The sequence below is a fragment of the Bacillus cereus group sp. MYBK95-2 genome, from assembly GCF_051915225.1.
GTDB lineage: Bacteria > Bacillota > Bacilli > Bacillales > Bacillaceae_G > Bacillus_A > Bacillus_A cereus.
The window spans coordinates 756,919-780,858 of record NZ_JBQAEH010000002.1 but is presented as its reverse complement, the minus strand read 5'-3'; the positions used below and the strand labels follow the sequence as shown (position 1 = coordinate 780,858).

Here is a 23,940-nt window from a genome sequence, read left to right as displayed (position 1 = left end):
GTGACTGTTTTATTAACAATTTGTATCATTGCCTGTTTCGTTGTTTCATTTCTCGCCTTTATTTATCCAATTATCCCTGGCATACTAGCTGTCTGGGCTGGATATTTGATTTACCATCTCGGTATAAATGGAGGCGAATTAACAACTTCTTTTTGGATTATTCAAGTCATTTTCACTCTTTTCATTTTCGTTGCTGATTTTATTGCAAATGGATATTTCTTAAAAAAATACGGTAGTTCTAAATGGGGCGAACGTGTCGGAATGATTTCTATCATTGTCGGCTCGTTCTTCTTCCCACCATTCGGACTTATTATCATACCGTTCTTATCAGTATTTATAACAGAACTAGTACATAAAAAATCGCCAAAAGATGCTTTTCTAGTTGGAGTCGCTACTGTAGTTGGTTTTTTAAGCAGTACAGTAGCGAAAGCAATTCTCCAAATCATTATGATTATCATCTTCTTGTGTTATATCATCTTTTAACCATCCCGACTTCGGGATGGTTTTTTAATATGCAATACCTACTCGACTATTTTCATATATATTTTTCTTACATAGATCCCATGCAAAGTGTGCTGTATCACCCACTGTAATTTTTGATCCACCCTCTGGCAATATATCTTTTTCAGTTCGATATACCTCTGTCGCCTCACCATCTATTAAATGTGTCGGACAAACAACTGTCCAACATAAATTATTACTATTACTTAGTACCTTATATGCAGCCAAATGATCTTCCGCTGCCGTTGTCGTTTTCCTTTTTGATTCCGTTGATTGAAAACGATATAAATTTAGATCTGTTCTTGCTTGTAAAATACCAGCTGTTCCTATTGTTATGATCCTACGAACCCCATATTCTTCCATTTTCTTTATAATTTGTGGCATACTCTTCGCTAATGTTCCATTTTGATCCGTTCCAAGTGCACTAATTACTATATCACTTCCTTCTATCGCTTTCTTTATATCATTTTCGTTCAATACATTCCCTTCTATCACTCTTAACCTTTCATGTTGTATTTCTATTCTATTTAAATCACGCGCTAATGCAGTCACTTCAGCTGAATCCTTTAATGCTAAATTAATTATGTTTGAACCTACTCGTCCTGTTGCTCCCAATATACATACTTTCATTTGTTTTCCCCCTCTTTCATTCTCTTTCTATTTTTCAATAATCTCAGTCAATTTACAACAAAAAAACTTCCTTATATATAAGAGGAAGCTTTATTATTACTTTATTTCTTTTCTTTAGAATCAGTAGACTTCTCGGTTCCGCTTGTTTCTTTATCCTTTTTGTCCTCTTGTTGTGTTGTTGTGTCGTCTTCTTTCTTCTTGTCCTCACCTTTACTACAACCTACCATTAATAAAGAACTTGCAAGTGCCATAGCAGTTAATGATTTAACCCATTTGTTCATTTGCGTTTCCTCCTTGTGATAGAATATGTACAACCTCATATTACTCTCTATTTTTAAAGGAGAGATTGAAAAACAGTAAATATACGGTAAATTTTTGTAAATTTTCCGATAACAAAACCTAATTTTAATTTATATATTTCATTTCCAATCGATACACAATAAAACTAGTTTTTTCTCTCAATGGACGTAAAAAAACTAAGGCGCATACCATTTCGCCTTAGTTTCTCATGCAAATTTTTCATTTTCATATAGATGTGTAATCTTATATTCCTTCTTCATAACATATTGCCACACACTATAAGCGTAACGGTTCATTTTCAGGAAACAATTTTCCAAAAATGAGCGAAACTCTGGGTTAGCAACTTCCACTGCAACTTGAGCAAACTTTAAAGCTAATCGTTTCAAATGCGCAATATAACTGGTTGCAATATGAATATCCCCTGTATATTTACTAACTGTTTCCTTTCCCATTTCATGCAAATCAAACTCCATTGTTTCACAGGTTATATGCTGCACATTCTCTCCTTCTTGAAAATTTACTTGTTCATTATATGCTTGTAACATATATGGTAAATGGTGCTGTAATAGATTTTTTAATTCTTCGTCTCTGACCTTTCCAGCATACTCTCCAACCTTGTATATTAGCATATAACTATATTTCATTAATTCTTTCATACAGTCCATTAAAGCGCCTCCCTTCTCTTTTGTCCATATACTATAAATATGATGCTAAAACATTCGCTATTCTCGCTAAAAACCAATCCCATCTACTAATTTTCTCAAAATCTTCTTCAGAAAATCGTTTTGATTTATCAAAGTCTACCTGTAATCGACTCCATACTTCATCAACAACTGTTTTATCATATATGATACAGTTAGACTCACAATTTAAATAAAAACTTCTATTATCAAAATTCGCTGTCCCAATATCAACAATTTCTCCATCAATAATTGTTACTTTCCCATGAAAAAATCCATTTCGATATTGATAAATCTCCGCTCCAGCATGTAACATATCTTTCAAATATGGATAGGCAGCTTGTTTTAACAATATGGCATCACTTTTAAATGGCACGAGAATTTTCACATTAACACCACGATTTAATGCAGCTTTTAACTCTTTCACCATTTCTTTACTTGGTACAAAATATGGTGTAGCGATAATTAAAGACTTTTTAGCCTTTTTTAAAAGTGCCCCATACTTTTCCCATAAGCCTTTTCCATTTGAAAATAAATATTGATATTTCACATTCCCTAATGTAGGTATACTTTCATGTATAGGCATTTTTTCTCCTGTATCTTCTTTCCAATCTTCGGCGAACTTTCTTTCCATATCCGCTGCACCCTCACCATGGATGCGCACGTGATAATCACGCCATGGCCCAAACTTTGGATTTTGTCCAAGGTACTCCTTTCCGATATTAAAACCACCGACGTATGATACCTTTCCATCTATCGTAACAATACGTCTATGATTCCGTTGATGCAAAGAATAGAACACATTTTTCAGTTTCGGTTTTTTACTAAATGTAAACTTCACACCGTTTTCCTTTAATCGGCTAATTACCTTTTTCTTCAGCTTATATCCACCTATCCGATCGACTGACAATTTCACTTCTACTCCGCTAGATGCTTTTTTCTCTAATAACTGTAAAAACTCTTGGCTTATTTCATCTTTTCCTACAATATAAAAATGGATATATATATACTTTTCTGCATCGTTTATATCCTCAAATAATTTTCTATATAACTCTTCACCGTTCGTATATAATTGACATTCACCTAATTGAACTTGTCCTAATTCATATTCACTAGCCATTTCCTTCCCCATTTCCACATCGATGTTCATCCAAATGAATACACCTATTAAACAAAGGATTATAGCGAAAAAGTGCTTCATGGATAAATTCCTTTCTCCACTTACTGTTATTTCTATATCTTCCCTTTTTTATTACATTATCATTCAAGAAAATATGTCATTGCATGATATATGTCCATATCAAACAATAGCTCATTTGCATATTGTATGTTGTATCTTAAAATAAAAGGAGGAAATAACAATGGGCTTCGCACATGGTAATGGATTTGCGCTATTAGTCGTATTATTTATCCTCTTAATCATCGTCGGTGCTGCTTGCTTCTGCTAAGTAGCTACTGTCATATGATATGTGGATGAAAAAACTATAAAAGCGGACACCTATTTTTAGGTGTCCGCTTTTCATTTTAAAACCATTTCCGACTGCTATAGTAACTTAAATGGCTAAATATTCATCTCAAAAGGTTAACAATGTGGCTACTTTCTTACTCTCTGCCTTACGTATATGACGCTGTTCTGCACGTAACACAGCAATACGATGTAATTCTTTCTCTTCTTCTGTTTCAGGGATAACACGCGGTACTGGAACTGGATTATTTTCCTTACTAAGTGCCACAAAAGTAACGAATGACGTTGCCGCTATACGCTTCTCACCTGAAATTAAATCTTCAGCTACTACCTTCACAAACACTTCCATCGAAGTTCTTCCCGTCCAAATTACGAAAGATTCATAACTAACACAATCTGAAGAACGAACAGGATGTAAGAAATCGACCCAGTCCATAGATGCTGTGACACATTCCTTTCTCGAATGTCTGGATGCTGAAATAGAAGCAACCATATCCATCTCCGCTAATATCTTCCCACCAAATAGCGTGTTATGATCATTTAAATCTGTTGGGAATACTCGGCTCGTTTTGAACACCCTTGACTCATTGGCTGTTTTCCCCTTTACTTCTGTCATTGTTATCACCCCTTTAATGATTTATCCCTAATATTTCAATAATCACTATACTAAATGAACTACACGTTTAATATTAACAACATTCAGAACTTTTAGTCCACAAAAAAGAACCGATTTTATCAATCGGCTCCTCTAAATACATATTGTTCTTTCGGCTGTTCAACTTTATTCCATTTTGTTACTTCTAATACAGGAATATTCGCATGAAACGGCTGATAAAACTCAGTAGTTATCTCTCCTTCTACTTGAATCCAGTCATCATTATTCCACTCTACGCCTTCTGGCTTTTTCACTAACATACCATACACACCAGAATCTGCTACGCAATGTATAATACCGAAACGGAATAAGAAGTATTGTTCTTTTTTAGAAGAATCATCCCTAAAAACAAACCCTTTAAAAGATAATTTTTTCCCAGTAAACTCGCCAGGATAATTATAAATTGTTTCCATACCCTTTAGGAAGTCTTCATCTTTCAAATTAATATTGTCTTTCGTAACAAACTCTTTCTTCCCTTTTTCCATTACACCACGGTATCCTTCTTTCCCGTAATAAATGCTCGTATCAGGTCTTAGAAATTGTCTTGTCATAAATGGATCCTTACTTTCTGCTTGTGCAACAGGAAAGTGAAATCCTTTCGCTTTAACAATATCCGAATCTAACGTCGCAATTGGGAAAAATAACCCTGAGATAATTGGAAAACAAAACAAGGAGTACGAAAATGCTTTTTTCCACCATGTATTCTCATCTTTTGAATGATCATGCCCGCAATGGCTATGGTCACAACTGCAATCATTTTTCTCTTTTTCCTTTTGGTGCTCTTTTTGGAAAACGACGATAATTTGTATAATCGTTAAGAAACCTAAAATAATTGCTGCTGTTGTTGATAAATAGGCATACTTCATATTGATATACTTCGTAATGTTACCGGAAATATGAAGCTGCGCAATTAATATTGTAAAACCTAATAATATATATGCTCGAAACATAACCTACCACCCCATCGCATAAATGAGTAGTGAGCTTGCATAAACAACAAGAGTAACTGTAACTATAACAACAATTACAAATTTAGTTTTAAATGTCGCAAGCATCATAAACATATTTTTAATATCCACCATCGGTCCGTAAACGAGGAACGCGACAAGTGAAGCTGTTGAAAACGTACTTTGGAACGAAGAAGCGATAAATGCATCTGCCTCTGAACAAAGTGATAATATATAAGCAAGTCCCATCATAACAGCTGATGAAGAAAACGGACCTTGTCCAATAGCAAGAAGTGTTGAAGTTTGTACAAACGTTTGTACCGCTGCTGCAATTAATGCACCTAGTACTAAATATTTTCCCATTGAGAAGAATTCCTCAACAGCGTGTGTACATACATCCCACATTTTTTTACGCAGTGGACGCTTATTATTCACTTCTGGGAAGTGATCATCTCTTAATTGATGTTCTTTAAACATAAAGGATAATATAATTCCAACGATAATGGCTACGATAATCGCTACAATAGAACGATACCATACCATGTGCATACTACTCCCAAAGGCGACATAAGTAGCAAATAATACAACTGGATTAATAATAGGTCCAGTTAACATAAATGCAATCCCTGCGTATGGTGGAACGCCTTTTCCAATTAATCGTCTTACAATCGGAACAATTCCACATTCACAACCTGGAAACAACATACCTAAAAAAGTAGCTAATAAAACAGACAGAAATCGGTTCTTCGGCATCCATTTTGCCACCATATCTTCTGTCACGAACATTTGAATGAATCCTGAAATAAATACACCAATGAGCACGAAAGGAAGTGCTTCGATCAATATGGAGATAAAAATTGTATTCATTTGCAGGAATGCTTTCGGTAATTGAAACAATTCCATGATGTATTTCCTCCAACTTTTCATTAACAATATGTAATTTTAACCCCATTTCATTAATTGAACAAGGTTTATATGGCATACATACCCTTTATATACATTACATTGTACAAGTTATATTCTATTCAAAATTTGAGATTTCATAGCAAAAAAGCTGCTCTAGCGTAGTTATATAACTATGCTAGAGCAGCTTTCTTATCGTTAAAAGTAACGTTTCTTCCAAAAAACAAAAGCTAACGTGAAAGATAGTGTTACACATATGATGAGTACAATTACAAAACCGTGGGCTTCCCCTTCAAACGGAACCTTTACGTTCATTCCAAAGAAACTAGAAACCATCGTCGGTAAAGATAAAATGATCGTAATTGACGTTAACAGTTTCATAACACTATTTAAATTATTTGATATAACGGAGCTAAAAGTATTCATCATTCCACTTAAAATGTGACTATATATTTCCGCCATTTCAATAGCCTGTTTATTTTCAATTAATACATCTTCTAATAAATCTTGATCGTCTTCATACATTTTTAAAAATGTACTATTACGCATTAACTTTTGAATTACAATTTTATTAGCCTTTAATGACGTTGTAAAGTATACTAAACTTTTCTCAAGGCCTAACAATGTGAAAATCTCTTTATTTTTCATTGACTGATTTAATTGATGCTCTAAATCAATTGTTTTTCGATTTATTTGCTTTAAGTATCTTAAATAATAAGTAGAAATCGTATATAAGAGCTGAAGTGCAAAGCGCGTCTTCTTAAACGTATAAAATTCTTTAATACGTTGATTAATAAAACGTTCAAAAATTGGATTCTCTTCTAAGCAGATTGTAACAAAACAATCCGGCATCACAATCATACCTATTGGAATCGTGTCATAAATCGAATTTCCTTCTTCGTCATGTCTAACTGTCGGAATATCCACGATAATTAAAGTATTATTGTCTTCCTTTTCAATACGAGAGCGTTCTTCATCATCCAAAGGGTCTTTAATGAAATCTAAGTCTACATTTAAAGTTTGTACTAGATATTGAATTTCTTCTTCTGTTGGATGAAGTACATTAATCCAGCACCCCTTTTGCATTTCCTCAATCTCTTGTAGTTTTCCGTTTCGGTCTGTTAAATATATATTTAACATACTATCACCCCGATTCTTTTTACATGTAGGAATCTACCTCTCTTAAATCACAGTTTTTAAACCGCCATTCTCAGCATATGAAACATACGTTTAAATTTCAATAGAAAAATTATTTTGAAAACGTTTTTATAAGAAAAATATTATAAAGTGAAACTTTAATCAGTGGGGGGCTTCATCCTCACCAATTATTAGCCCTTACAAATCGGGCTTTTACGGGTTATCCGCCCCCAACCAAACTTCTTTTTTTCGCTGAATTTTGAGGTGAGGGTCTCACTGCCCGTTAAAGCGGGATAAACATAGAAAAAGACAGAGTGCTCTCTGCCTTAAAAGCTTATGTTGCCTTTATAACATATTTAGAAAGCATCCACAAGTTAAACCCGACTGAAATCGTATAGCCCGCGTATGTTGAAATGATAAAACTTACATAATCGAAATACGGAAGCAATACAATATTTAAAACTATCTTCACAATAATTCCAATCACTAGTCCTAGCACCGTCTTCTGCTGTTGATTGATTCCTTGTAGCATAGCAGCCGTTACTGTAAAAAGAGAAAATAGTATGCAAGCAGGAGCATAATACTGTAAAATGATTCTCCCCATCTCTGGATCATTTCCAGCACCGAATAAAAGAGTATATACAGGTTTGGCTAACACCATCATTCCAATTGCCGCCGGTACCGTAATTGCTACTACTAATACATTTGTTCTCGTAAAATGTTTGTACAATAGCTTCGTATTTCCTGCTGTGTAAGCTTTCGTCATCTCTGGTACGAGAGACATACTAAAAGCTGTCGCAACGGATACCGGGATAAGCACAACCATTTGAACAAGACCAATTATCGCATTAATTTTTTCCGCTTCTCCTTGCATATACCCTATTTGTATAAGTAGTTTATTAATTGTAAATGTATCAATCGTCTGATACAACGGAATTGCTAAGCCCACCACAACAAAAGGAATAGAATATGTAAAGAGCTCCTTATACAATGAGAAAAAAGATTTCGTTGTTTGTGGTATACTTTCCATCTCTTTTTTCTTTAAGTGCCTTCTCCTTCTTATATAATACGCACTTAAAACAGTTAATCCACCTACAGCTCCCATAAATGCACCGAACGTTGAAATACCAACCGCTAGCGAAACAGAAGCTTTTAAAACATATAAAACGACAAAGCTTCCTATTAAAATGGTTAAAACCCGAAAAAATTGCTCTACAACTACACTTAATGCAGAAGGCCCCATCGATTGGAATCCTTGAAAGAAGCCCCTTAATAAACTCATTACTGGCACAAGTATTAACGCAAAACTTACAATTCGAATATTAGTAGTAACCGCTCCTACACTATTCCCCGTTTGATCATTCCCATCGATGACAAGTTTAGCTAAATGCGGAGCTAGCATATATAACGTAAAACACGAAATGACTCCCATTATAAACATAAACACGATTCCACTTTTCAACACTCTCTTAACCGTATGATAATCATTCAGTTGATCATATTTTGATACCATCTTTGAAACAGCTAGCGGTAATCCCATTGTTGCTATACTGAGCATGATGGTATAAGGACGATATGCATATGTGTATAGAACGTAACCACTCGTACCGACCATCGCTGTAAATGGTATAACATATATAAACCCTAACATTTTTGATATCATCGTTGCCATCGTTAAAAATATCGTTCCACGTATAAACGGTGACCCTTTCATCACATTCCTCCGCTACGCTTTATTATTACACATTATGGACAACTCCTTTTCTTTAGAACCGAAACAAACAAAAAAAGCCAATGAAAAATCATTGACTTTAACGCGCTGCTTTTTTCTTTTTGAAATACTTTAAACCAAAGTATAGAGCAATAAAAAGAACAGCTCCTATAATTATGTAATGTGTGTAATCAGATGCATACTCTTTAATTTGTCGCCAATTCCCACCAAGTTTTTCACCTAAGTATATAAATAGAATTGACCATGGAATGATCGCTACAACCGTATAAAGTGTAAATAGTTTTAATGGCATCTTAGCTAGCCCTGCTGGAATAGAGATCGCATGACGTACTACTGGGATAAAGCGCGCAGAAAATATTACGCCTGCTCCATAACGCTTAAACCAACCTTCCGCTATGTCTAAATGATGTTTATTAATAAGTAGATATTTCCCATATTTCTCTACAACCGGACGCCCTCCGTAGTATCCAAGCCAGTATAAAAAGATTTGCGCTAAAGTACCACCAATCGTTCCGGCGATAATTGCACCCACAAAACTAATTTTACCATTCGCTACTAAAAAGCCAGCATACGAAAGTACAATTTCACTCGGGATTACTTCAATCATTAAAGCAAGAGCTACTCCAAAGTAACCTAAGCTTGCAAAAAATTGCAATAACTGATCTATTATGTTTGCTAACATGTTCTTTTTTATCTCCTTTTTTCTTCACATACCATCCCATTATTACATAAAGGCTGCAATCTGCCAATATCTTCATTTTAACAATATGTACAATTCAAGCAGGATTAATCTATTAATTTCTCTTTCTGCGGGTCTTTCATGTAGGCAAACATCTCTTTAATTTGGTCTTCTGTATTTCTAGCAATTGATAAATTAGGCAATTCATTTTCACCAAAAAACTCCACCTCTTCTGTTTCAATACTAGTTTTCTTTTCTCCACCAATAATCTCGCATCCAATGAAAATCTTATATACATGCGTCGCCGATGGAGATGGTTGATGTTTTTCTTTATCAAATATAGCTAGTAACTTAAAATGATCTACCTCATAACCAGTCTCTTCGAAAACTTCTTTTGCTGCAACTTCAGTTGGCGTGTAACCGACATCAGCCCATCCACCTGGCAATGCCCATTTCCCATCGCTTTTTTCTTTCACAAATAATAACTTTTCATTTTGAAAAACAACCGCTCTTATATCAACTTTAGGTGTTTGATAGCCTGTCTCACTTGCAAATAATTTCTCTACGACTTCCCAATCTGTTTTCGTGTAATGTGACATCATTGAAATAGAAATATCTCGTAATTGCTGGAAACGCTCAATATCATACACATCCTTAGAATACGTTAAACCCGCTTGAGCTATAGATTGTATTTGTTTTACCCAATCAATCCATTTAATCGTCATATATCCGCATCCCCATTCTCTATCAAATATATTACTTCATTTTTATTGATACATCTTTATTATACAAAAAAAAGAGATTGATAACGTTTCAATCTCTTTCAAAATTAATCTAATTCATGTAAGTGGTCTTGTATATACTTTCTTCTTTTATTTATATATTCATAAATCATATCAGCCTCTTGATCAAATGTTTCTAATTTTTCTTTCATGTATGGATCTTGTAGTAAATATGGGCGAATCAATTCACACAACCCTTCTACTTTCGGCCTCATAAACGAAACTGTGAATTGATTTTCTAATATTTCTTCCAAAATACTTCGATACTGCTTTCTAAATACAGGTATGTCTAGCAATCTTGCACTTAACGTATTATACCCTTGAATGCGAATATATTCATGATTAAGTGGTCTCCCTTGTACATCTCGCCCCCAAGTCGCATCATAATCCCACGGTATAACTTCAAATAAATTTGTTTCATCGTTATGATATAGTGCATAGTTATGAACGAAACCATCAAAGTTTTGCGTAAAAATAACTCCTGCTAACCATCGTAAATATTTATCTACATGTAGAAACTTCCCAATTTCTTTTTCATAGGCTTCCCTCGTCAAAGTATTCGCTTGAAATACAAATTCACTCAGTTGTTCTTCACTATTTTTATTCGAATATTTAAATTCATAACCCGCAAAGAGCTCTGTCTTAACATCTTTATCTCGTTCACTCATTAATGAAAAATTCGCATCATCATCTATCGCATAATAAATAGAACCACTCGGTAATCCTCTATTTTTCAAAAAATTTTCATCAACCGATTCTAACTGTAAGTACACACCTTGAATTTGACCATTAATTTTTATAAATACATGTTGTGATTTTGGCGAAAGTACACCAATATCATGAAAAAAATCTAAAGATAATTTATTTCGTATGAGAGACGGATCCATAAACTCCGAATTCAAATGAAACTCTTTCGCACCTTGAAATTTTTTAGGCTTATAAAACATAACATGATAAGACTTTTTCTCAAATTCGCGAATATGAGCTCCTCGGTATACGATATCAATATCATACTTCTTTTTTCCATAAGTTAATTTTGCTGGCACTGGACTATCTGACCAAATGTCCTTTTTCAATTCCACTAAGTACATTGGATGAACAAAAAAATCATATGAAGGCAGCATGTTTTCTCATCCCTTCTCAGTTCTCTTCCTTCAATGTATGCGCCTTTTCTTGTCCATACATCCGCAATCATCTATTTATATAAAATTACACTCTTGTCCTGTTCAGAAAGATGCCTACATACATATCATGTTAAGGAAAAAGAATACCTTTTCACTTTAATACATGATAAGGAGGATTTCTATGAAACGTGATATTAGAAAAGCTGTCGAAGAAATCAAAAGTGCTGGGATGGAGGATTTCTTACACCAAGATCCAAGTACTTTTGAATGCGATGATGATAAATTCACTCATCATCATTGTACAACTGGATGTAAATGTACAACTGGGGGTAAATGTCCAAGAACAAGATGTACTCGCGTGAAACATTGTACGTTCGTTACAAAATGTACGCACGTAAAAAAATGGACATTTGTTACGAAATGTACACGTGTACGTGTTCAAAAATGGACGTTCGTTACGAAAGTAACGCGTAGAAAAGAATGCGTATTAGTTACAAAACGTACTCGCAGAAAACATTGTACATTCATTACAAAATGCATACGCTTTGAAAAGAAATTTTTCTGGACAAAACGAAGTTTCTGTAAAAAATGCGAATTCTTCCCTAACAGACACGGTCACTCTTGCGATGATTCATGTGATCATGGTAAAGACTGTCACGATAGCGGACACAAATGGAATGATTGCAAAGGCGGACATAAATTCCCATCTTGCAAAAATAAGAAATTCGATCACTTCTGGTATAAAAAACGTAACTGCTAGTTTTTATACCACCCAAAAAAGGCCGTTTTGCGGCCTTTTTTACATTTATTGAAAGTGACTTATATCTGCAAATTGTTTCACTTTACCAATACCCTCTTCAAATTCTATTATGCTCAAACTGGCACTATGCATAAATGGATCATCCCACACATTTTCTATTTCCATTCCCGCGAAATACCCTATAAGTAATTTTGCTGCTGCCGCATGAGAAACAATCAATATGTTTTGTCCTTTATGCTTCTCTAAAAGAAGCTGCATCCCTTCAATTACTCTTTCATAAACGGCCTCAAAATTTTCGCCTGATGTTGACTGAAAAAGATGTGGCTCATTCCAAAACAGATGTACTTCTTCTGGAAATTGCTTTTCTATATCCGCGATTGTTTGTCCTTCCCATATACCCATGTTAATTTCATAGAAATGCTCATCCGCTATAATGGGTATATCACGTTCCCCTTTTATTAACTCTGCCGTATGAAGTGTTCTTTCGCTCGGACTACTATAGATCGCATGGATTGGTAAATCTTTCATTCGATTCCCTAATTGTTTCGCCTGAACTATACCATTTTCAGTTAAAGCAGAATTTTTCCGTCCCTGCATTCGCTTCGCTACATTCCACTCTGTTTCACCATGCCTTGTTACATATATAGTTGTTTTCATTTCTTACTCCCCCTCACCATGTTGGTCGTAATTCCCACGGTTCAACTCTCCCTACAATCCACTCCGCTCGTTTACTTTCAATCCCTTTTATAACTCCATCAGCTATCTCTTCATGAGTAAGCCATCTTCCATATGTATCTTCTAAAATAAAACCTAAAATAATTCTATGATAAATACATCGCGTACTCCCTATTTTTTGTGCAGGCATACGTGATGCTTTACTACCTAAAATATGAAATAAACTATATGTTTTAGACGACAAATCTAGTTCTTTACAAATATTTGATAGTGCATGCTTTGCACTTGTGTGTACCCATGCAACAACTAATGTGATTGGGCCATTTTTCTCAATTGTACTTTTAATAGCTAGCTTTACATCTTCATCATTATGATAATCTAACGAAAGGCATGTAATATTTTCTGGTGCAGAACTCATTCGCTTAACATTTTCTAATTTCACTTCATCTCGCCGATAATAGAAACATAAAATCCTTTCTCACAAAGCCACATAGAAACTTTCTTTAGCATTCCTGTTCCACCAATTACAAGTGCATGCAAATGCTATCCCTCCCTAATAAAATGTCATATGAGGTTTCTCATCTCTATAATAATTTAAACGGTCTTGCAGTGTCCCTGAGTGAAATTCAAATTTATGACCGTCAGGATCAACAAAGTATATAGATTCGCAATCTCTTACATCACGTTCTCTTCCTTGTAAAATATGAACATCATTTTCTTCTAATCGCTGTATTAGACATTTAAAGTCTTCTTGTTCAACAGAAAATGCAATGTGCGTATAAGATTGATGAATCTCATTTCTCGGAATATGCGTCTCTTCATTAAGCGCTATCCATACTCCACATATGTTAAAATAAGCCAATTCCCTTCCTTTAACTAATAATTCTCCTTCTAATACTTTTTCATAAAACATAATAGAGTTTTCTAAATTAGATACCGAAAAACAAATATGATTGATTCCCCTTAACAACTATAATTCCTCCTTATACAAATAAAAGATGAGCGAAAATTCACTCATCTTTTATTATACTATTTTTTTGTAATATATGCCCATTTATAACTGAAGTCCCCGCCAAACGTATGGTTAGCAATGCCTTTTACAAACGGCTTCTCTAAATAAGCTGTACTTTGTTGGTACGTAGGAGAAATTGCTGCGTCTTGACCAATTAAGATTTTTTCAGCTTCCGCAAGTGCATTCCAGCGTGCTTTATCATCTTTTAATAGCTCTCCTTTTGATTTCGCTACTAAATCATCATACTTCGGATTAGAATAATCCATTTCATTAAATGAGCTTCCAGTAACAAACATATCAATATAAGTCATTGGATCCGGATAATCAGGACTCCATGCAGATAATGAGAATTCATATTGGAATTTCTTTTCTAAATCTAGCTTCTGCTTGTATGGTTGCTGTTTCAAATTCACTTTAATACCAGGCAAGTTTTTCTCTAGTTCTTCCTTAATAAAGTCGCCCACTTTTTTACGGCTACCGTTATCATCGTTTAGTAATTCAACCGTAATTGTATCTTGACCAAGCTCTTTCTTCGCTTCTTCCCATAATTTTTTTGCTTTCTCTGCATTATCTTTACTATCACGGAAGTTTTTATTTACAGAGCGGAAATCTTTTCCATCCGGACCTGTCGTGAATTTTTCAGGTACTAAGAAATATGCTGGCAATGAACCGTCATTTAGAATGACATCAGCAATTCCTTTTTTATCGTATGCTAAATCAATCGCTTCACGTACTTTTTGGTTTTTAAATGTTGCATTTTTTTGGTTAAAACGTAAGAAATATATGCGTGGATCTAACTTCGTTTTAAATTCATCTGGCTTATTCTTTTTATATTTATCAACAAATTCAGAAGTTAAAATAACTCGATCTGCTTGATCACTATCATATAAATTTACTCCCGTGCTTGTTTCCTTCACAATACTTACATTAATTTCGTCTAATTTTACAGTATCTTTATCCCAATAATTAGGATTTTTCTTCAACTGATAATTTTGTTCATGTTTCCATTGACTCATTGTAAATGGTCCATTATATAATAATTTATCTGCTTCTAATCCGTATTTATCTCCTTGCTCTTTCACATATTTTTCATTTAATGGGAAAAATGTAGGGAACGACGTAAGCTCAAGAAAATAAGGTGCTGGTTGCTCTAATTCTACTACCAACGTTTTATCATCCTTCGCTTTAACACCCAATTGATCTGCTGGTAATTCACCTTTATTTACTTTCTGTGCATTTTTCACATCAAATAAAATGAATGCATATTCTGCCGCTAATGCTTTATCTAATGTACGTTGCCATGCATATACAAAATCTTGTGCTCGAACTGGATCACCATTTGACCATTTCGCATCACGTAATTCAAATGTATATGTCTTTTTATCTTCACTAATCTTCACATCTTTTGCCATACCTGGTGTTGGTTTATTATCTTTATCTAGACGATATAAACCTTCCATTGCATTTACAAATACACGGAAAGATACAGAATCTGTTGATTTAGATGTATCCATTGAAGGAATTTCAGCTGTTTCTAGCAAATTTAAAACTTGTTTATCGGCCATTCCCTTATTCGATTCTTTCTTCGTTGTCGAAGCCTTCTCACCATTCCCACATCCTGCAACCAATACACTCGTCGTTAACGCAAGTGCAGCAATTGTTGTTGTCTTTCTCTTCATTCTTCCTTCCCCCAATCTATATGTATAAGTTAAATCCTATATAATATATTTCATTATACAAAAGATTCTGATTATTTTAAATATTTATTTTAACAAACATAGAAAAAAGCGATCGGAAATTTCTTTCCAGCCGCTTTCTTGAATAGCATTTACTTGTAATCCATCCTCTATATCAAATGGATTTTGAACTTTAAATATTTCTTCCATCAGCTTCAAAAACTCTTCTTCAGTTTTAGATTCACCATTAACCATAAGTGAGTATGGTTCCACTTCACCTAATTTATAATCGACAACAAATTGAATCTTCACCTTTTGTCTTGGCGTTCCGGTGTTATACCCTTGGAATTCTACTAATTCTAACCCTTCCGTTCCACGATAATATATCCAACCTGAATTTTGAAAATAATTTTCGAAAGATTCACCTATTGAAAAGAAAGGATATTCATAAAGCGAGCTTGTACGAACCTTTTGAATAACGTCTCGATCAGTCGGAAAAAAGAAATGGCTAAAAAATATGCTAGCAACTGCTAAAATAGTAACAATTGTCGCTCCCATTTTGCTCGTTCCGCCGCTATCATTGATTAGATAGTTTTCAACTGATTTATCTTTTATTTCTCTTGCTTTTATTCGGTATATACGTCTTTCCACAAATTGATAGTATAATCCATTTGCAAAAATCCCCATTCCAAACAGAATAAAAATGAGTAATAAAAACGTAAGAGGCACCATATTAATGATTGGCAACGCTACATTAAATCCCATATAATACGAAAATGCATCACACGCTACTAATAACAACATAAATAAAGCAGCTGGTACATAATACTTACGATATCCTAGCCAGCCTATATTGAAAATAGCAGCCCAACCATTCCAGCTCCACCTAGCAATCCGCTTATTCTCAAGATCCCATTTCCTTTTGTAATACGGATATTGTCTCCCTACATATACTTCCAGTTCTTTATCTATTAACGAGCTACCTTCCTCTTGTTCATTATCCAAGTTTCGCTGACAACTTGCACAATTTAACTGTTCCTCCTCGCAAGGTTGCCCACAATTTATACATTTCAAAACAATCCCTCTTCCCATCCATACGTCATTTCAAAATACCTTCGTGTTTTAATAACCACTCTTTCCTCCATAAACCACCAGCATATCCAACAAGCTTTCCACTCTTTCCTATTACACGGTGACATGGAACAATTATTGAAATTGGATTCCGACTATTTGCCCCTCCTATTGCCCGTACAGCTTTTATATTTCCAACTTTCTCTGCAATATCTAAATATGAAGCACTTACGCCGTATGGAATAGTATAAAGTGCATCCCATACATTTTTTTGAAATGCTGTTCCCTCCGCAGACAGCGGGACCGTAAACTCTTTTCTTTTCCCTTTAAAATATTCATCTAACTCATTTATACATTGTTCTATCATTTCATTTTTATTTTCTTCTTGTCGTTCATCAACAAATATAACAGACGTAATTCCTTCTTGATTCGCTGTAATTTCAAGCAAACCTACTTCGCTTTCATAATAAGCCTGGTACATATGCCATCCTCCAATTCAGTTCATATTAGTCATTGTAACACGAATATACAAAATTTTTCGTATAAGCGTTTTATTAGAGAAACAAAAAAGAGAATGGTAAAATATAAGAAAATTCAATCAAGGAGGCTATTTGATGAATTCCAAGCTTTTTTCACCTTATACAATTAAGAACGTTACACTAAAAAATCGTATCGTTATGTCGCCTATGTGTATGTATTCATCGGGGAATGAGGATGGCAGCGTTACGAATTTTCATCTCATTCATTATGGAACTCGCGCTGCTGGCCAAGTAGGTTTAGTTATGGTTGAAGCAACTGCGGTGTTAGCTGAAGGACGAATTTCTAACAAAGACTTAGGTATTTGGGATGACAACCTAATTGAAGGCTTACATAAAACGACTACTTTTATACATGATAACGGCGCAAAAGCTGCCATTCAACTCGCTCACGCCGGAAGAAAAGCTGAATTAGATACGAATGCTTTCGCTCCTTCTGCAATTCCTTTTAATGATAAGATGAAGATACCAGTAGAAATGAATATACAGCAAATCAAAGAGACTATATTAGCTTTTCAGAGGGCCGCGTTACGTTCAAAACAAGCCGGATTTGATGTTATCGAATTACATGGCGCTCACGGTTACCTTATCAATGAATTCCTATCACCACTTACTAATAAACGAACGGATAAATACGGCGGCTCACCTGAAAACCGCTATCGTTTCTTACGCGAAATTATCGACTCTGTAAATGAAGTTTGGGACGGACCAATATTCGTTCGTATTTCAGCAAATGATTATCACCCTGACGGGCTAACGGTTCAAGATTATGTTCAGTATACAAAGTGGATGAAAGAACAGGGAATAGATTTAATAGATTGTAGTTCTGGCGCAGTTGTACCAGCACTTATTGATGTGTATCCCGGTTATCAAGTACAATACGCCAAACATATTAAAGAGCATACTAAGATTGCAACTGGTGCAGTTGGATTGATTACGACTGGGTCACAAGCAGAACAAATTTTAAATAATAACGAAGCTGATTTAATTTTCATCGGACGTGAGTTACTTCGCAATCCGTACTTCCCGAGAATAGCGGCCAATGAACTTGGCTTTGAATTGCAAGAACCATATCAATACAAGCGAGCGCCAGGGAAAATTCATACGAATAAATAAAACCGAGAAGTCATTCTTCTCGGTTTTATTTATTCTATCGTTGTAATTTCATTTGAATTATAAGTATGGATACCCGATTCTTCTCGCAGCGCGGTTATATACATCCCTTTCGCCACATCTTTAGCTGAAATTGGTTTATACTTTTTGAAAGACCCTTTAAATATAAAAGGGATAATACGAGATAACTTTTCAGCCATTTGTTCGCCGAAACGAAATTCTTGTCGATTTCCTACTAATAATGATGGTCTAAAAATGTGAATACCACCGATTACTAACTTTTGCAATTCTTCTTCCATTTTCCCTTTCACTTGTGAATAAAAGAAAAATGATTTAGGATTCGCTCCCATAGAAGACACGACAAGGAAATTTTGTACCCCTTGTTTTTCAGCTAAACAAGCAGCTCGTAACGTATATTCATAATCTACTTTTTTAAAATTTGCTTTTGTTTTTGCTTTTTTTATTGTTGTTCCTAAGCAACTAAAAACATCATCCACAGCAAAGAACTCTTTATATTCCTCTAATACCGAAAAATCAACTTGTTTCTGCTGTAACTTCTCATGTTGCAATTGCATTGGCTCTCTTACAAAAATAGTAACCGAATCGTAGTAATCTGATTCAAGTAATAGACGCGTTATCTCTTGTCCAACTAAACCACTTGCACCAAGTATTAACGCTGTTCGCTTATTCATATATGCATATACCTCTTATTTTACTTTCTCTCCTTCAGTAAAATACAACCTTTAGGAGTTTCCTGCTCTTATTTTACCACAAGTAAAACACTATGCGTACGCATAGTGCTTTACTCACTCTTTTTTCTCATCTCTCTCTTGTAATTTCGTTATTGTTGTAGCGTCCCCTAAATTACTTATTAATCTTCTTAAAAAAATTAATACGAAAGATAATGGCAATACTACCGCTAATATTAATAAAATAGCTTCCATTAAGTAACCCAAGCGCTCATCCCCCTCTTTACCTCCTTTTCAATATATGAAAACAGCGTTGTCACATATGCATGCATTTGCAAAAATAATACACCTATATTTGACAACTTTATAACAAAAACAAATCGGAATGATTATTATTTATTGCAACTTTATTAAAGATGTATTATACTAAGTTCGCAAACTAAAACGTAATTATTCCGTTTTGTATTAAAATGATATTTTTCTTCTATAATTGGGGAAAATATATCCGTAAAAAAGAAAAGAGGAGAACTTCATGCCTAAAAGATTGACTATATTTTCATTCTTACTTATTTTTACCTTAATTTTCGCTGGCTGCTCAAATAAAAAAGAAAGTAATGCCAAGAAAGATGGAAAGCTAACAGTTTATACAACGATTTTCCCACTCGCTGATTTCGCAAAGAAAATTGGTGGCGACTATGTAAATGTTGAAGCAATTTACCCACCTGGTGCAGATTCACATACATTTGAACCAAGTCAAAAACAAACAGTACAAGTTGCAAAAGCCGATTTATTTGTTTATAACGGCGCTGAATTAGAACCATTTGCTGAAAAAATGGAAAAAACATTACAAAAAGAAAATGTTAAAATTGTAAATGCATCTAAAGGTATTGAGCTTCGTGCTTCTACTGAAGAAGAGCATCATGATCATGGAGATGGCCATAAAGAAGATGAACATCATCACGATAAAGACCCACATGTTTGGTTAGATCCTACTCTAGCAATGAAACAAGCAGAAAAAATTAAAAATGCACTTGTAGAATTACAACCTGAACATAAAAAAGAATTCGAAAAAAACTTTGCAGCACTTCAAACTAAATTTACTGATTTAGACGATGGATTTAAGGCAGCTGTAGCGAACGCAAAAACGAAAGAAATTTTAGTTTCTCATGCTGCCTATGGTTACTGGGAACAACGATACGGCCTAAAACAAATTCCTATCGCTGGAATTTCAGCTTCTGATGAACCATCTCAAAAGCAGCTTGCTGACATTACAAAAACAGTAAAAGAACATAATCTAAAATATATTTTATTCGAAACGTTCTCTACTCCAAAAGTAGCATCCGTAATTCAAAAAGAAACTGGTACAAAAGTTTTACGCTTAAATCACTTAGCTACTATTTCTGAAGATGATGCAAAAAATAATAAAGATTACTTCACTTTAATGGAAGAAAACGTAAATACATTGAAAGAAGCAACAAACTAATCCATTATATTTTCTAGGCAGCTGAATCTGTTATTCAGCTGCCTTTTTATGTATTTATCCTTGACTTGACCAAAATAACAAGTAAAATTATCCATATTAGCTTGAAAGCTATATTAATTTAGAAGGTGAGTTGGAATTATGAATCTTCACATTTGTGAAGTAACAGCAAAAAATTGGCGTTCAGTAGTTGCTTTAGACGTCGCAAAAGATCAGCAACAATTTATTGAAAGTAACGCGTTTTCTTTAGCAGAATCATTATATGAAGGAAACGGAACGTCAGTAGGTTTATATGATAGCGAAACACTTGTAGGATACGCAATGTATGGATGGTATTCAGTAAAACATAAAAGTGTATGGCTCGATCGCTTTATGATTGACCAACAATATCAAGGAAAAGGATACGCAAAACGTTTCCTTCGCTTACTTATTCAATTCTTACAAGAAAAATTTGAATGTAAAATAATTTACTTAAGTTTACATCCAGACAACAAACTTGCAATGGGACTGTATGAATCATTTGGTTTCCGCTTAAATGGGGATATTGATGATGAAGGTCCAGTTGTAGGTGTTGTAATGGAGTTACTAATAGACGAAAATACAAGCCTGTGAAAACAGGCTTTTTATTATACAGTCATCAATTTTTAGTTTCTTTCCCTTATTTAATTCTGTTTTGCAATCTAATAGAATACTCATAAAAAATAAGCCTACAATTTACGCAGACTTATTTCACACACTCCTCGAAATGTTCTTGGAACCACTCTTTATTAATATCTCTTCCGATAAAAACTACTTCACTTACTCGCTCTTCGCCCTCTTGCCACTCTCTATCGTACGAAGCAGCAAATAACGTATGTACACCTTGGAAAACGATACGTTTATCTACTCCGTCTATCGATAAAATTCCTTTGTAACGATATAAATATTCCCCTAGCTCTTGCACGACAGCTGACATCCACTCATTAAGCTTTTGTAAATCCAGCGGACGTTCTTCACGTAATACAAATGATTTCACACCTTCTAAGTGGTTATGTTCTTTATGAGGGTAAATTTGCAACGTATCTTTCGTTTTAAACGTTTGGATTTGTAATAAAGATGGTATATCTACCTCACAGTTAGTCGCCTCAATTAACTTTGCAGTCGGGTTAATTCCTTGAATTTCATGCAAGAGATTTTCTTTCTCATTCTCTTCAATTAAATCTAATTTATTTACTAAAACAACATCAGCAAACGCAATTTGCTCTTTTGCTTCTAATCCTTTTTCAAAATGTTTATGTATATGATAACTATCTACCACCGTTACAACACCGTTAATTTGGTAAGCAGATTGGATGACTGGATCTAAAAAGAATGTTTGAATAATCGGGCCTGGATTTGCAAGGCCAGTCGTTTCAATTACTAAACCATCAAAATCCATTTTCCCTTCTGCTTTTACGTCCAATAACTGTTTTAAAGCAACAAGTAAGTCTTCACGTACAGTACAGCATAAACAGCCATTTGTCATTTCCATAATTTCTTCTTCCACATTCATAATCAACTGATTATCAATGCCAATTTGCCCTATTTCATTTACAATCACCGCTAATTTCTTACCGTGATTTTCTGATAAAATACGATTTAATAATGTCGTTTTCCCCGATCCAAGAAAACCAGTTAATATTGTTACTGGAATCATTTCGTACATCTCCTTATAGCTATATGTTTCTACATTATAACATATAGAGAAAATCGTTTTTGTAGCAAAACATATTTATTGTCTGTACACCTAATTAACTATATAATAACATGTAGTAAGAAAGCCTTTTCAAAACATTATTATTCATCAAGGGGGTACTTATAATGGAGCGAGTTCAAATGGCTGAAACGCTAGAATTTTCTCGTATTATTCAAGGATTTTGGCGTTTAGCAGAATGGAATATGACAAAACAAGAATTACTTTCTTTCATTGAAGATTGTATGGATATGGGAATTACTACTTTTGATCACGCTGATATTTACGGCGCATATACGTGTGAAGGGTTATTTGGCGAAGCTTTACAATTAAAGCCTTCCTTACGAGAAAACATGCAAATTATTACAAAGTGTGGAATCGCTCCCCCATCACCGAAATTTCCAGAACGATATGTTGCTCACTACAATACTAGTACAGAGCATATTATGCAAAGTGTAGAAGCATCACTTAAAAATTTACATACAGATTATATTGACGTATTACTTATTCATCGTCCCGATCCTTTTATGGATCCAAATGAAGTGGCAAAAGCCTTTTCACAATTAAAACAAGAAGGAAAAGTTCGTCACTTCGGTGTATCTAACTTCTTACCTTCACAATTTAATATGTTAAATTCGTACTTAGATTTTCCACTTATTACGAACCAAATTGAAGTTTCTGCATTGCAGCTTGAGCATTTTGAAAAAGGAACAATTGACTTATGCCAAGAAAAACGAATCAATCCAATGATTTGGTCACCTCTTGCTGGTGGTGAGATCTTTACTGGTCAATCAGAACGTGCTGTACGTGTACGCGAAACTGTGCAAAAAGTTGCTACTGAGCTAGGTGTTTCTAATATCGATACGGTTATGTATGCTTGGTTACTTGCTCATCCAGCTAATATGATGCCAATCGTTGGCTCTGGTAAATTAGATCGCGTAAAAACTGCCGCTCTTGCTACAAAAGTTAACTTAGACCGTCAACAATGGTTTACAATTTTCGAAAGCTCTAATGGACATCCTGTACCATAATGCATAAAAAGAAGAGCTATTTTCTTACAGCTCTTCTTTTTCATATGTATTTCTAGTCATGGCAAATACACACATATCCCTTAATCCGTTTCCATCTACCGCAACACTCGCACTTTCTAACGTACCTTCTAACTTAAAACCTAATTTCTCAGGTATCGCTCTACTCTTCTTATTTAAAGAATCACAACGAATTTCTACACGGTTTGCTTTCAATTCAGAAAAAGCGTAATCCGTTATACCTTTCGCAGCCTCTACCATATAGCCTTTTCCGCTAAACCTTGTATCAATCCAATATCCGATTTCAAATTGAGGTATATCCCAATTAATACGATGCAATCCAGCTGAAGCAATAAATTCACCTGTTTCTTTCGAAAATACTAGTAATCTTAAATCCTCACGTTGCAAAAATTGAATATGTGATTTTCTAATACTTTCTTCTACTTCTTGCTCTGTTTGCTCTTTTTGTGCAAACACCATCCAAGGTTTTAGTTCTTCTATTGAAGCCTGAATTGCATCATATACAACTTTACCATCTCCTGGTTTCGGCATTCGAATAAAAAGCCTGTCAGTATAAAATTCAGAAGGAAAATCGAATAATAACGGATTCACTGTAAACACTCCCTATATTTCTTTTATATATAATAATATCCA

Annotated in this window: 28 protein-coding genes and 1 pseudogene; 7 read left to right on the top strand and 22 right to left on the bottom strand. The window is 34.5% G+C overall.

Annotated elements, in window-relative coordinates:
* Complete coding sequence (locus ACTFN4_RS10970) at positions 1 to 483, top strand: DUF456 domain-containing protein (protein WP_439962294.1); 483 nt, start codon at positions 1 to 3, stop codon at positions 481 to 483.
* Between the two features lie 24 nt (positions 484 to 507).
* On the opposite strand, the gene ACTFN4_RS10965 is transcribed toward ACTFN4_RS10970, so the two are convergent.
* From ACTFN4_RS10965 to cls, 4 genes are all read right to left on the bottom strand, one after another.
* Positions 508 to 1,131: an NAD(P)-dependent oxidoreductase gene (locus tag ACTFN4_RS10965; protein WP_439962293.1), complete on the bottom strand. Its 624-nt coding sequence runs from the start codon at positions 1,129 to 1,131 to the stop codon at positions 508 to 510.
* Positions 1,132 to 1,232: 101 nt separating this feature from the next.
* Complete coding sequence (locus tag ACTFN4_RS10960) at positions 1,233 to 1,412, bottom strand: hypothetical protein (protein WP_001045960.1); 180 nt, start codon at positions 1,410 to 1,412, stop codon at positions 1,233 to 1,235.
* Positions 1,413 to 1,637: 225 nt separating this feature from the next.
* Positions 1,638 to 2,096 (bottom strand): spore coat protein, encoded by a 459-nt coding sequence (locus tag ACTFN4_RS10955; RefSeq protein WP_000340527.1) that lies wholly within the window; start codon positions 2,094 to 2,096, stop codon positions 1,638 to 1,640.
* 31 nt (positions 2,097 to 2,127) lie between these two features.
* Complete coding sequence (cls, locus tag ACTFN4_RS10950) at positions 2,128 to 3,312, bottom strand: cardiolipin synthase (protein ID WP_439962292.1); 1,185 nt, start codon at positions 3,310 to 3,312, stop codon at positions 2,128 to 2,130.
* 160 nt (positions 3,313 to 3,472) lie between these two features.
* On the opposite strand from cls, the gene ACTFN4_RS10945 reads away from it, so the two are divergent.
* Positions 3,473 to 3,559, top strand: a complete 87-nt coding sequence (locus ACTFN4_RS10945; RefSeq protein ID WP_000505094.1) for a YjcZ family sporulation protein — start codon at positions 3,473 to 3,475, stop codon at positions 3,557 to 3,559.
* Positions 3,560 to 3,685: 126 nt separating this feature from the next.
* Here ACTFN4_RS10945 and ACTFN4_RS10940 read toward each other — a convergent pair whose 3' ends face one another.
* The 8 genes from ACTFN4_RS10940 to cotH form a co-directional block, all read right to left on the bottom strand.
* Positions 3,686 to 4,192 carry an acyl-CoA thioesterase gene (locus ACTFN4_RS10940; RefSeq protein WP_000141164.1) on the bottom strand — a complete coding sequence of 169 codons (507 nt, stop codon included), beginning with the start codon at positions 4,190 to 4,192 and terminating at the stop codon, positions 3,686 to 3,688.
* A gap of 119 nt (positions 4,193 to 4,311) precedes the next feature.
* On the bottom strand, positions 4,312 to 5,181 hold the full coding sequence (locus ACTFN4_RS10935; protein WP_000488043.1) for a TIGR03943 family putative permease subunit: 870 nt from the start codon (positions 5,179 to 5,181) through the stop codon (positions 4,312 to 4,314).
* A gap of 3 nt (positions 5,182 to 5,184) precedes the next feature.
* Complete coding sequence (locus ACTFN4_RS10930; protein WP_000418716.1) at positions 5,185 to 6,081, bottom strand: permease; 897 nt, start codon at positions 6,079 to 6,081, stop codon at positions 5,185 to 5,187.
* A gap of 198 nt (positions 6,082 to 6,279) precedes the next feature.
* Positions 6,280 to 7,221 carry a magnesium transporter CorA family protein gene (locus ACTFN4_RS10925; protein WP_000932389.1) on the bottom strand — a complete coding sequence of 314 codons (942 nt, stop codon included), beginning with the start codon at positions 7,219 to 7,221 and terminating at the stop codon, positions 6,280 to 6,282.
* A gap of 331 nt (positions 7,222 to 7,552) precedes the next feature.
* Complete coding sequence (locus ACTFN4_RS10920) at positions 7,553 to 8,932, bottom strand: putative polysaccharide biosynthesis protein (protein WP_000678845.1); 1,380 nt, start codon at positions 8,930 to 8,932, stop codon at positions 7,553 to 7,555.
* A gap of 97 nt (positions 8,933 to 9,029) precedes the next feature.
* Positions 9,030 to 9,632, bottom strand: a complete 603-nt coding sequence (locus ACTFN4_RS10915) for a DedA family protein (RefSeq protein WP_439962291.1) — start codon at positions 9,630 to 9,632, stop codon at positions 9,030 to 9,032.
* A gap of 104 nt (positions 9,633 to 9,736) precedes the next feature.
* Positions 9,737 to 10,354 carry an NUDIX hydrolase N-terminal domain-containing protein gene (locus ACTFN4_RS10910; RefSeq protein ID WP_000153584.1) on the bottom strand — a complete coding sequence of 206 codons (618 nt, stop codon included), beginning with the start codon at positions 10,352 to 10,354 and terminating at the stop codon, positions 9,737 to 9,739.
* 104 nt (positions 10,355 to 10,458) lie between these two features.
* Complete coding sequence (cotH, locus tag ACTFN4_RS10905; protein WP_000938001.1) at positions 10,459 to 11,535, bottom strand: spore coat protein CotH; 1,077 nt, start codon at positions 11,533 to 11,535, stop codon at positions 10,459 to 10,461.
* A 181-nt stretch (positions 11,536 to 11,716) separates the two neighbouring features.
* Here cotH and exsB point away from each other — a divergent pair, with 181 nt between their 5' ends.
* The gene (exsB, locus tag ACTFN4_RS10900; RefSeq protein ID WP_000817498.1) at positions 11,717 to 12,295 is read left to right on the top strand and encodes an exosporium protein ExsB; all 579 of its coding nucleotides are present in this window, start codon (positions 11,717 to 11,719) and stop codon (positions 12,293 to 12,295) included.
* Between the two features lie 45 nt (positions 12,296 to 12,340).
* Here the strand turns inward: exsB and ACTFN4_RS10895 are convergent, their stop codons facing one another.
* From ACTFN4_RS10895 to ACTFN4_RS10870, 6 genes and pseudogenes are all read right to left on the bottom strand, one after another.
* Entirely contained in the window at positions 12,341 to 12,952 is a 612-nt protein-coding gene (locus ACTFN4_RS10895; protein WP_000858826.1) for a phosphoserine phosphatase 1, read from the bottom strand.
* Positions 12,953 to 12,965: 13 nt separating this feature from the next.
* Positions 12,966 to 13,510: pseudogene (locus tag ACTFN4_RS10890) on the bottom strand (short-chain dehydrogenase).
* Positions 13,511 to 13,523: 13 nt separating this feature from the next.
* On the bottom strand, positions 13,524 to 13,940 hold the full coding sequence (gene fosB / locus ACTFN4_RS10885) for a FosBx1 family fosfomycin resistance bacillithiol transferase (protein ID WP_048519024.1): 417 nt from the start codon (positions 13,938 to 13,940) through the stop codon (positions 13,524 to 13,526).
* 59 nt (positions 13,941 to 13,999) lie between these two features.
* A complete protein-coding gene (locus ACTFN4_RS10880; protein WP_000824276.1) occupies positions 14,000 to 15,661 on the bottom strand; it encodes a peptide ABC transporter substrate-binding protein in 1,662 nt (553 codons plus the stop codon).
* Positions 15,662 to 15,745: 84 nt separating this feature from the next.
* Positions 15,746 to 16,750, bottom strand: coding sequence for a DUF2628 domain-containing protein (locus tag ACTFN4_RS10875; protein ID WP_002195426.1), 1,005 nt, complete (start codon positions 16,748 to 16,750; stop codon positions 15,746 to 15,748).
* A 7-nt stretch (positions 16,751 to 16,757) separates the two neighbouring features.
* Positions 16,758 to 17,210 (bottom strand): methylated-DNA--[protein]-cysteine S-methyltransferase, encoded by a 453-nt coding sequence (locus tag ACTFN4_RS10870; protein WP_000283912.1) that lies wholly within the window; start codon positions 17,208 to 17,210, stop codon positions 16,758 to 16,760.
* Positions 17,211 to 17,343: 133 nt separating this feature from the next.
* Here ACTFN4_RS10870 and namA point away from each other — a divergent pair, with 133 nt between their 5' ends.
* Complete coding sequence (namA, locus tag ACTFN4_RS10865; RefSeq protein ID WP_439962290.1) at positions 17,344 to 18,381, top strand: NADPH dehydrogenase NamA; 1,038 nt, start codon at positions 17,344 to 17,346, stop codon at positions 18,379 to 18,381.
* A 29-nt stretch (positions 18,382 to 18,410) separates the two neighbouring features.
* Here namA and ACTFN4_RS10860 read toward each other — a convergent pair whose 3' ends face one another.
* Together ACTFN4_RS10860 and ACTFN4_RS10855 are read right to left on the bottom strand one after the other, a co-directional pair.
* Positions 18,411 to 19,070, bottom strand: coding sequence for an oxidoreductase (locus tag ACTFN4_RS10860; protein ID WP_439962289.1), 660 nt, complete (start codon positions 19,068 to 19,070; stop codon positions 18,411 to 18,413).
* A gap of 114 nt (positions 19,071 to 19,184) precedes the next feature.
* Positions 19,185 to 19,334, bottom strand: a complete 150-nt coding sequence (locus tag ACTFN4_RS10855) for a hypothetical protein (RefSeq protein WP_000540932.1) — start codon at positions 19,332 to 19,334, stop codon at positions 19,185 to 19,187.
* A 265-nt stretch (positions 19,335 to 19,599) separates the two neighbouring features.
* On the opposite strand from ACTFN4_RS10855, the gene ACTFN4_RS10850 reads away from it, so the two are divergent.
* Together ACTFN4_RS10850 and ACTFN4_RS10845 are read left to right on the top strand one after the other, a co-directional pair.
* Positions 19,600 to 20,550, top strand: coding sequence for a metal ABC transporter substrate-binding protein (locus ACTFN4_RS10850; RefSeq protein ID WP_001126148.1), 951 nt, complete (start codon positions 19,600 to 19,602; stop codon positions 20,548 to 20,550).
* A gap of 138 nt (positions 20,551 to 20,688) precedes the next feature.
* A complete protein-coding gene (locus ACTFN4_RS10845) occupies positions 20,689 to 21,159 on the top strand; it encodes a GNAT family N-acetyltransferase (protein ID WP_001048682.1) in 471 nt (156 codons plus the stop codon).
* Positions 21,160 to 21,271: 112 nt separating this feature from the next.
* On the opposite strand, the gene ACTFN4_RS10840 is transcribed toward ACTFN4_RS10845, so the two are convergent.
* Positions 21,272 to 22,222 carry a CobW family GTP-binding protein gene (locus tag ACTFN4_RS10840; protein WP_000613422.1) on the bottom strand — a complete coding sequence of 317 codons (951 nt, stop codon included), beginning with the start codon at positions 22,220 to 22,222 and terminating at the stop codon, positions 21,272 to 21,274.
* Positions 22,223 to 22,386: 164 nt separating this feature from the next.
* Here ACTFN4_RS10840 and ACTFN4_RS10835 point away from each other — a divergent pair, with 164 nt between their 5' ends.
* Positions 22,387 to 23,289 (top strand): aldo/keto reductase, encoded by a 903-nt coding sequence (locus ACTFN4_RS10835; RefSeq protein ID WP_000442783.1) that lies wholly within the window; start codon positions 22,387 to 22,389, stop codon positions 23,287 to 23,289.
* 24 nt (positions 23,290 to 23,313) lie between these two features.
* Here ACTFN4_RS10835 and ACTFN4_RS10830 read toward each other — a convergent pair whose 3' ends face one another.
* The gene (locus ACTFN4_RS10830; RefSeq protein WP_001068736.1) at positions 23,314 to 23,898 is read right to left on the bottom strand and encodes a GNAT family N-acetyltransferase; all 585 of its coding nucleotides are present in this window, start codon (positions 23,896 to 23,898) and stop codon (positions 23,314 to 23,316) included.
* Positions 23,899 to 23,940 lie beyond the last annotated feature (42 nt).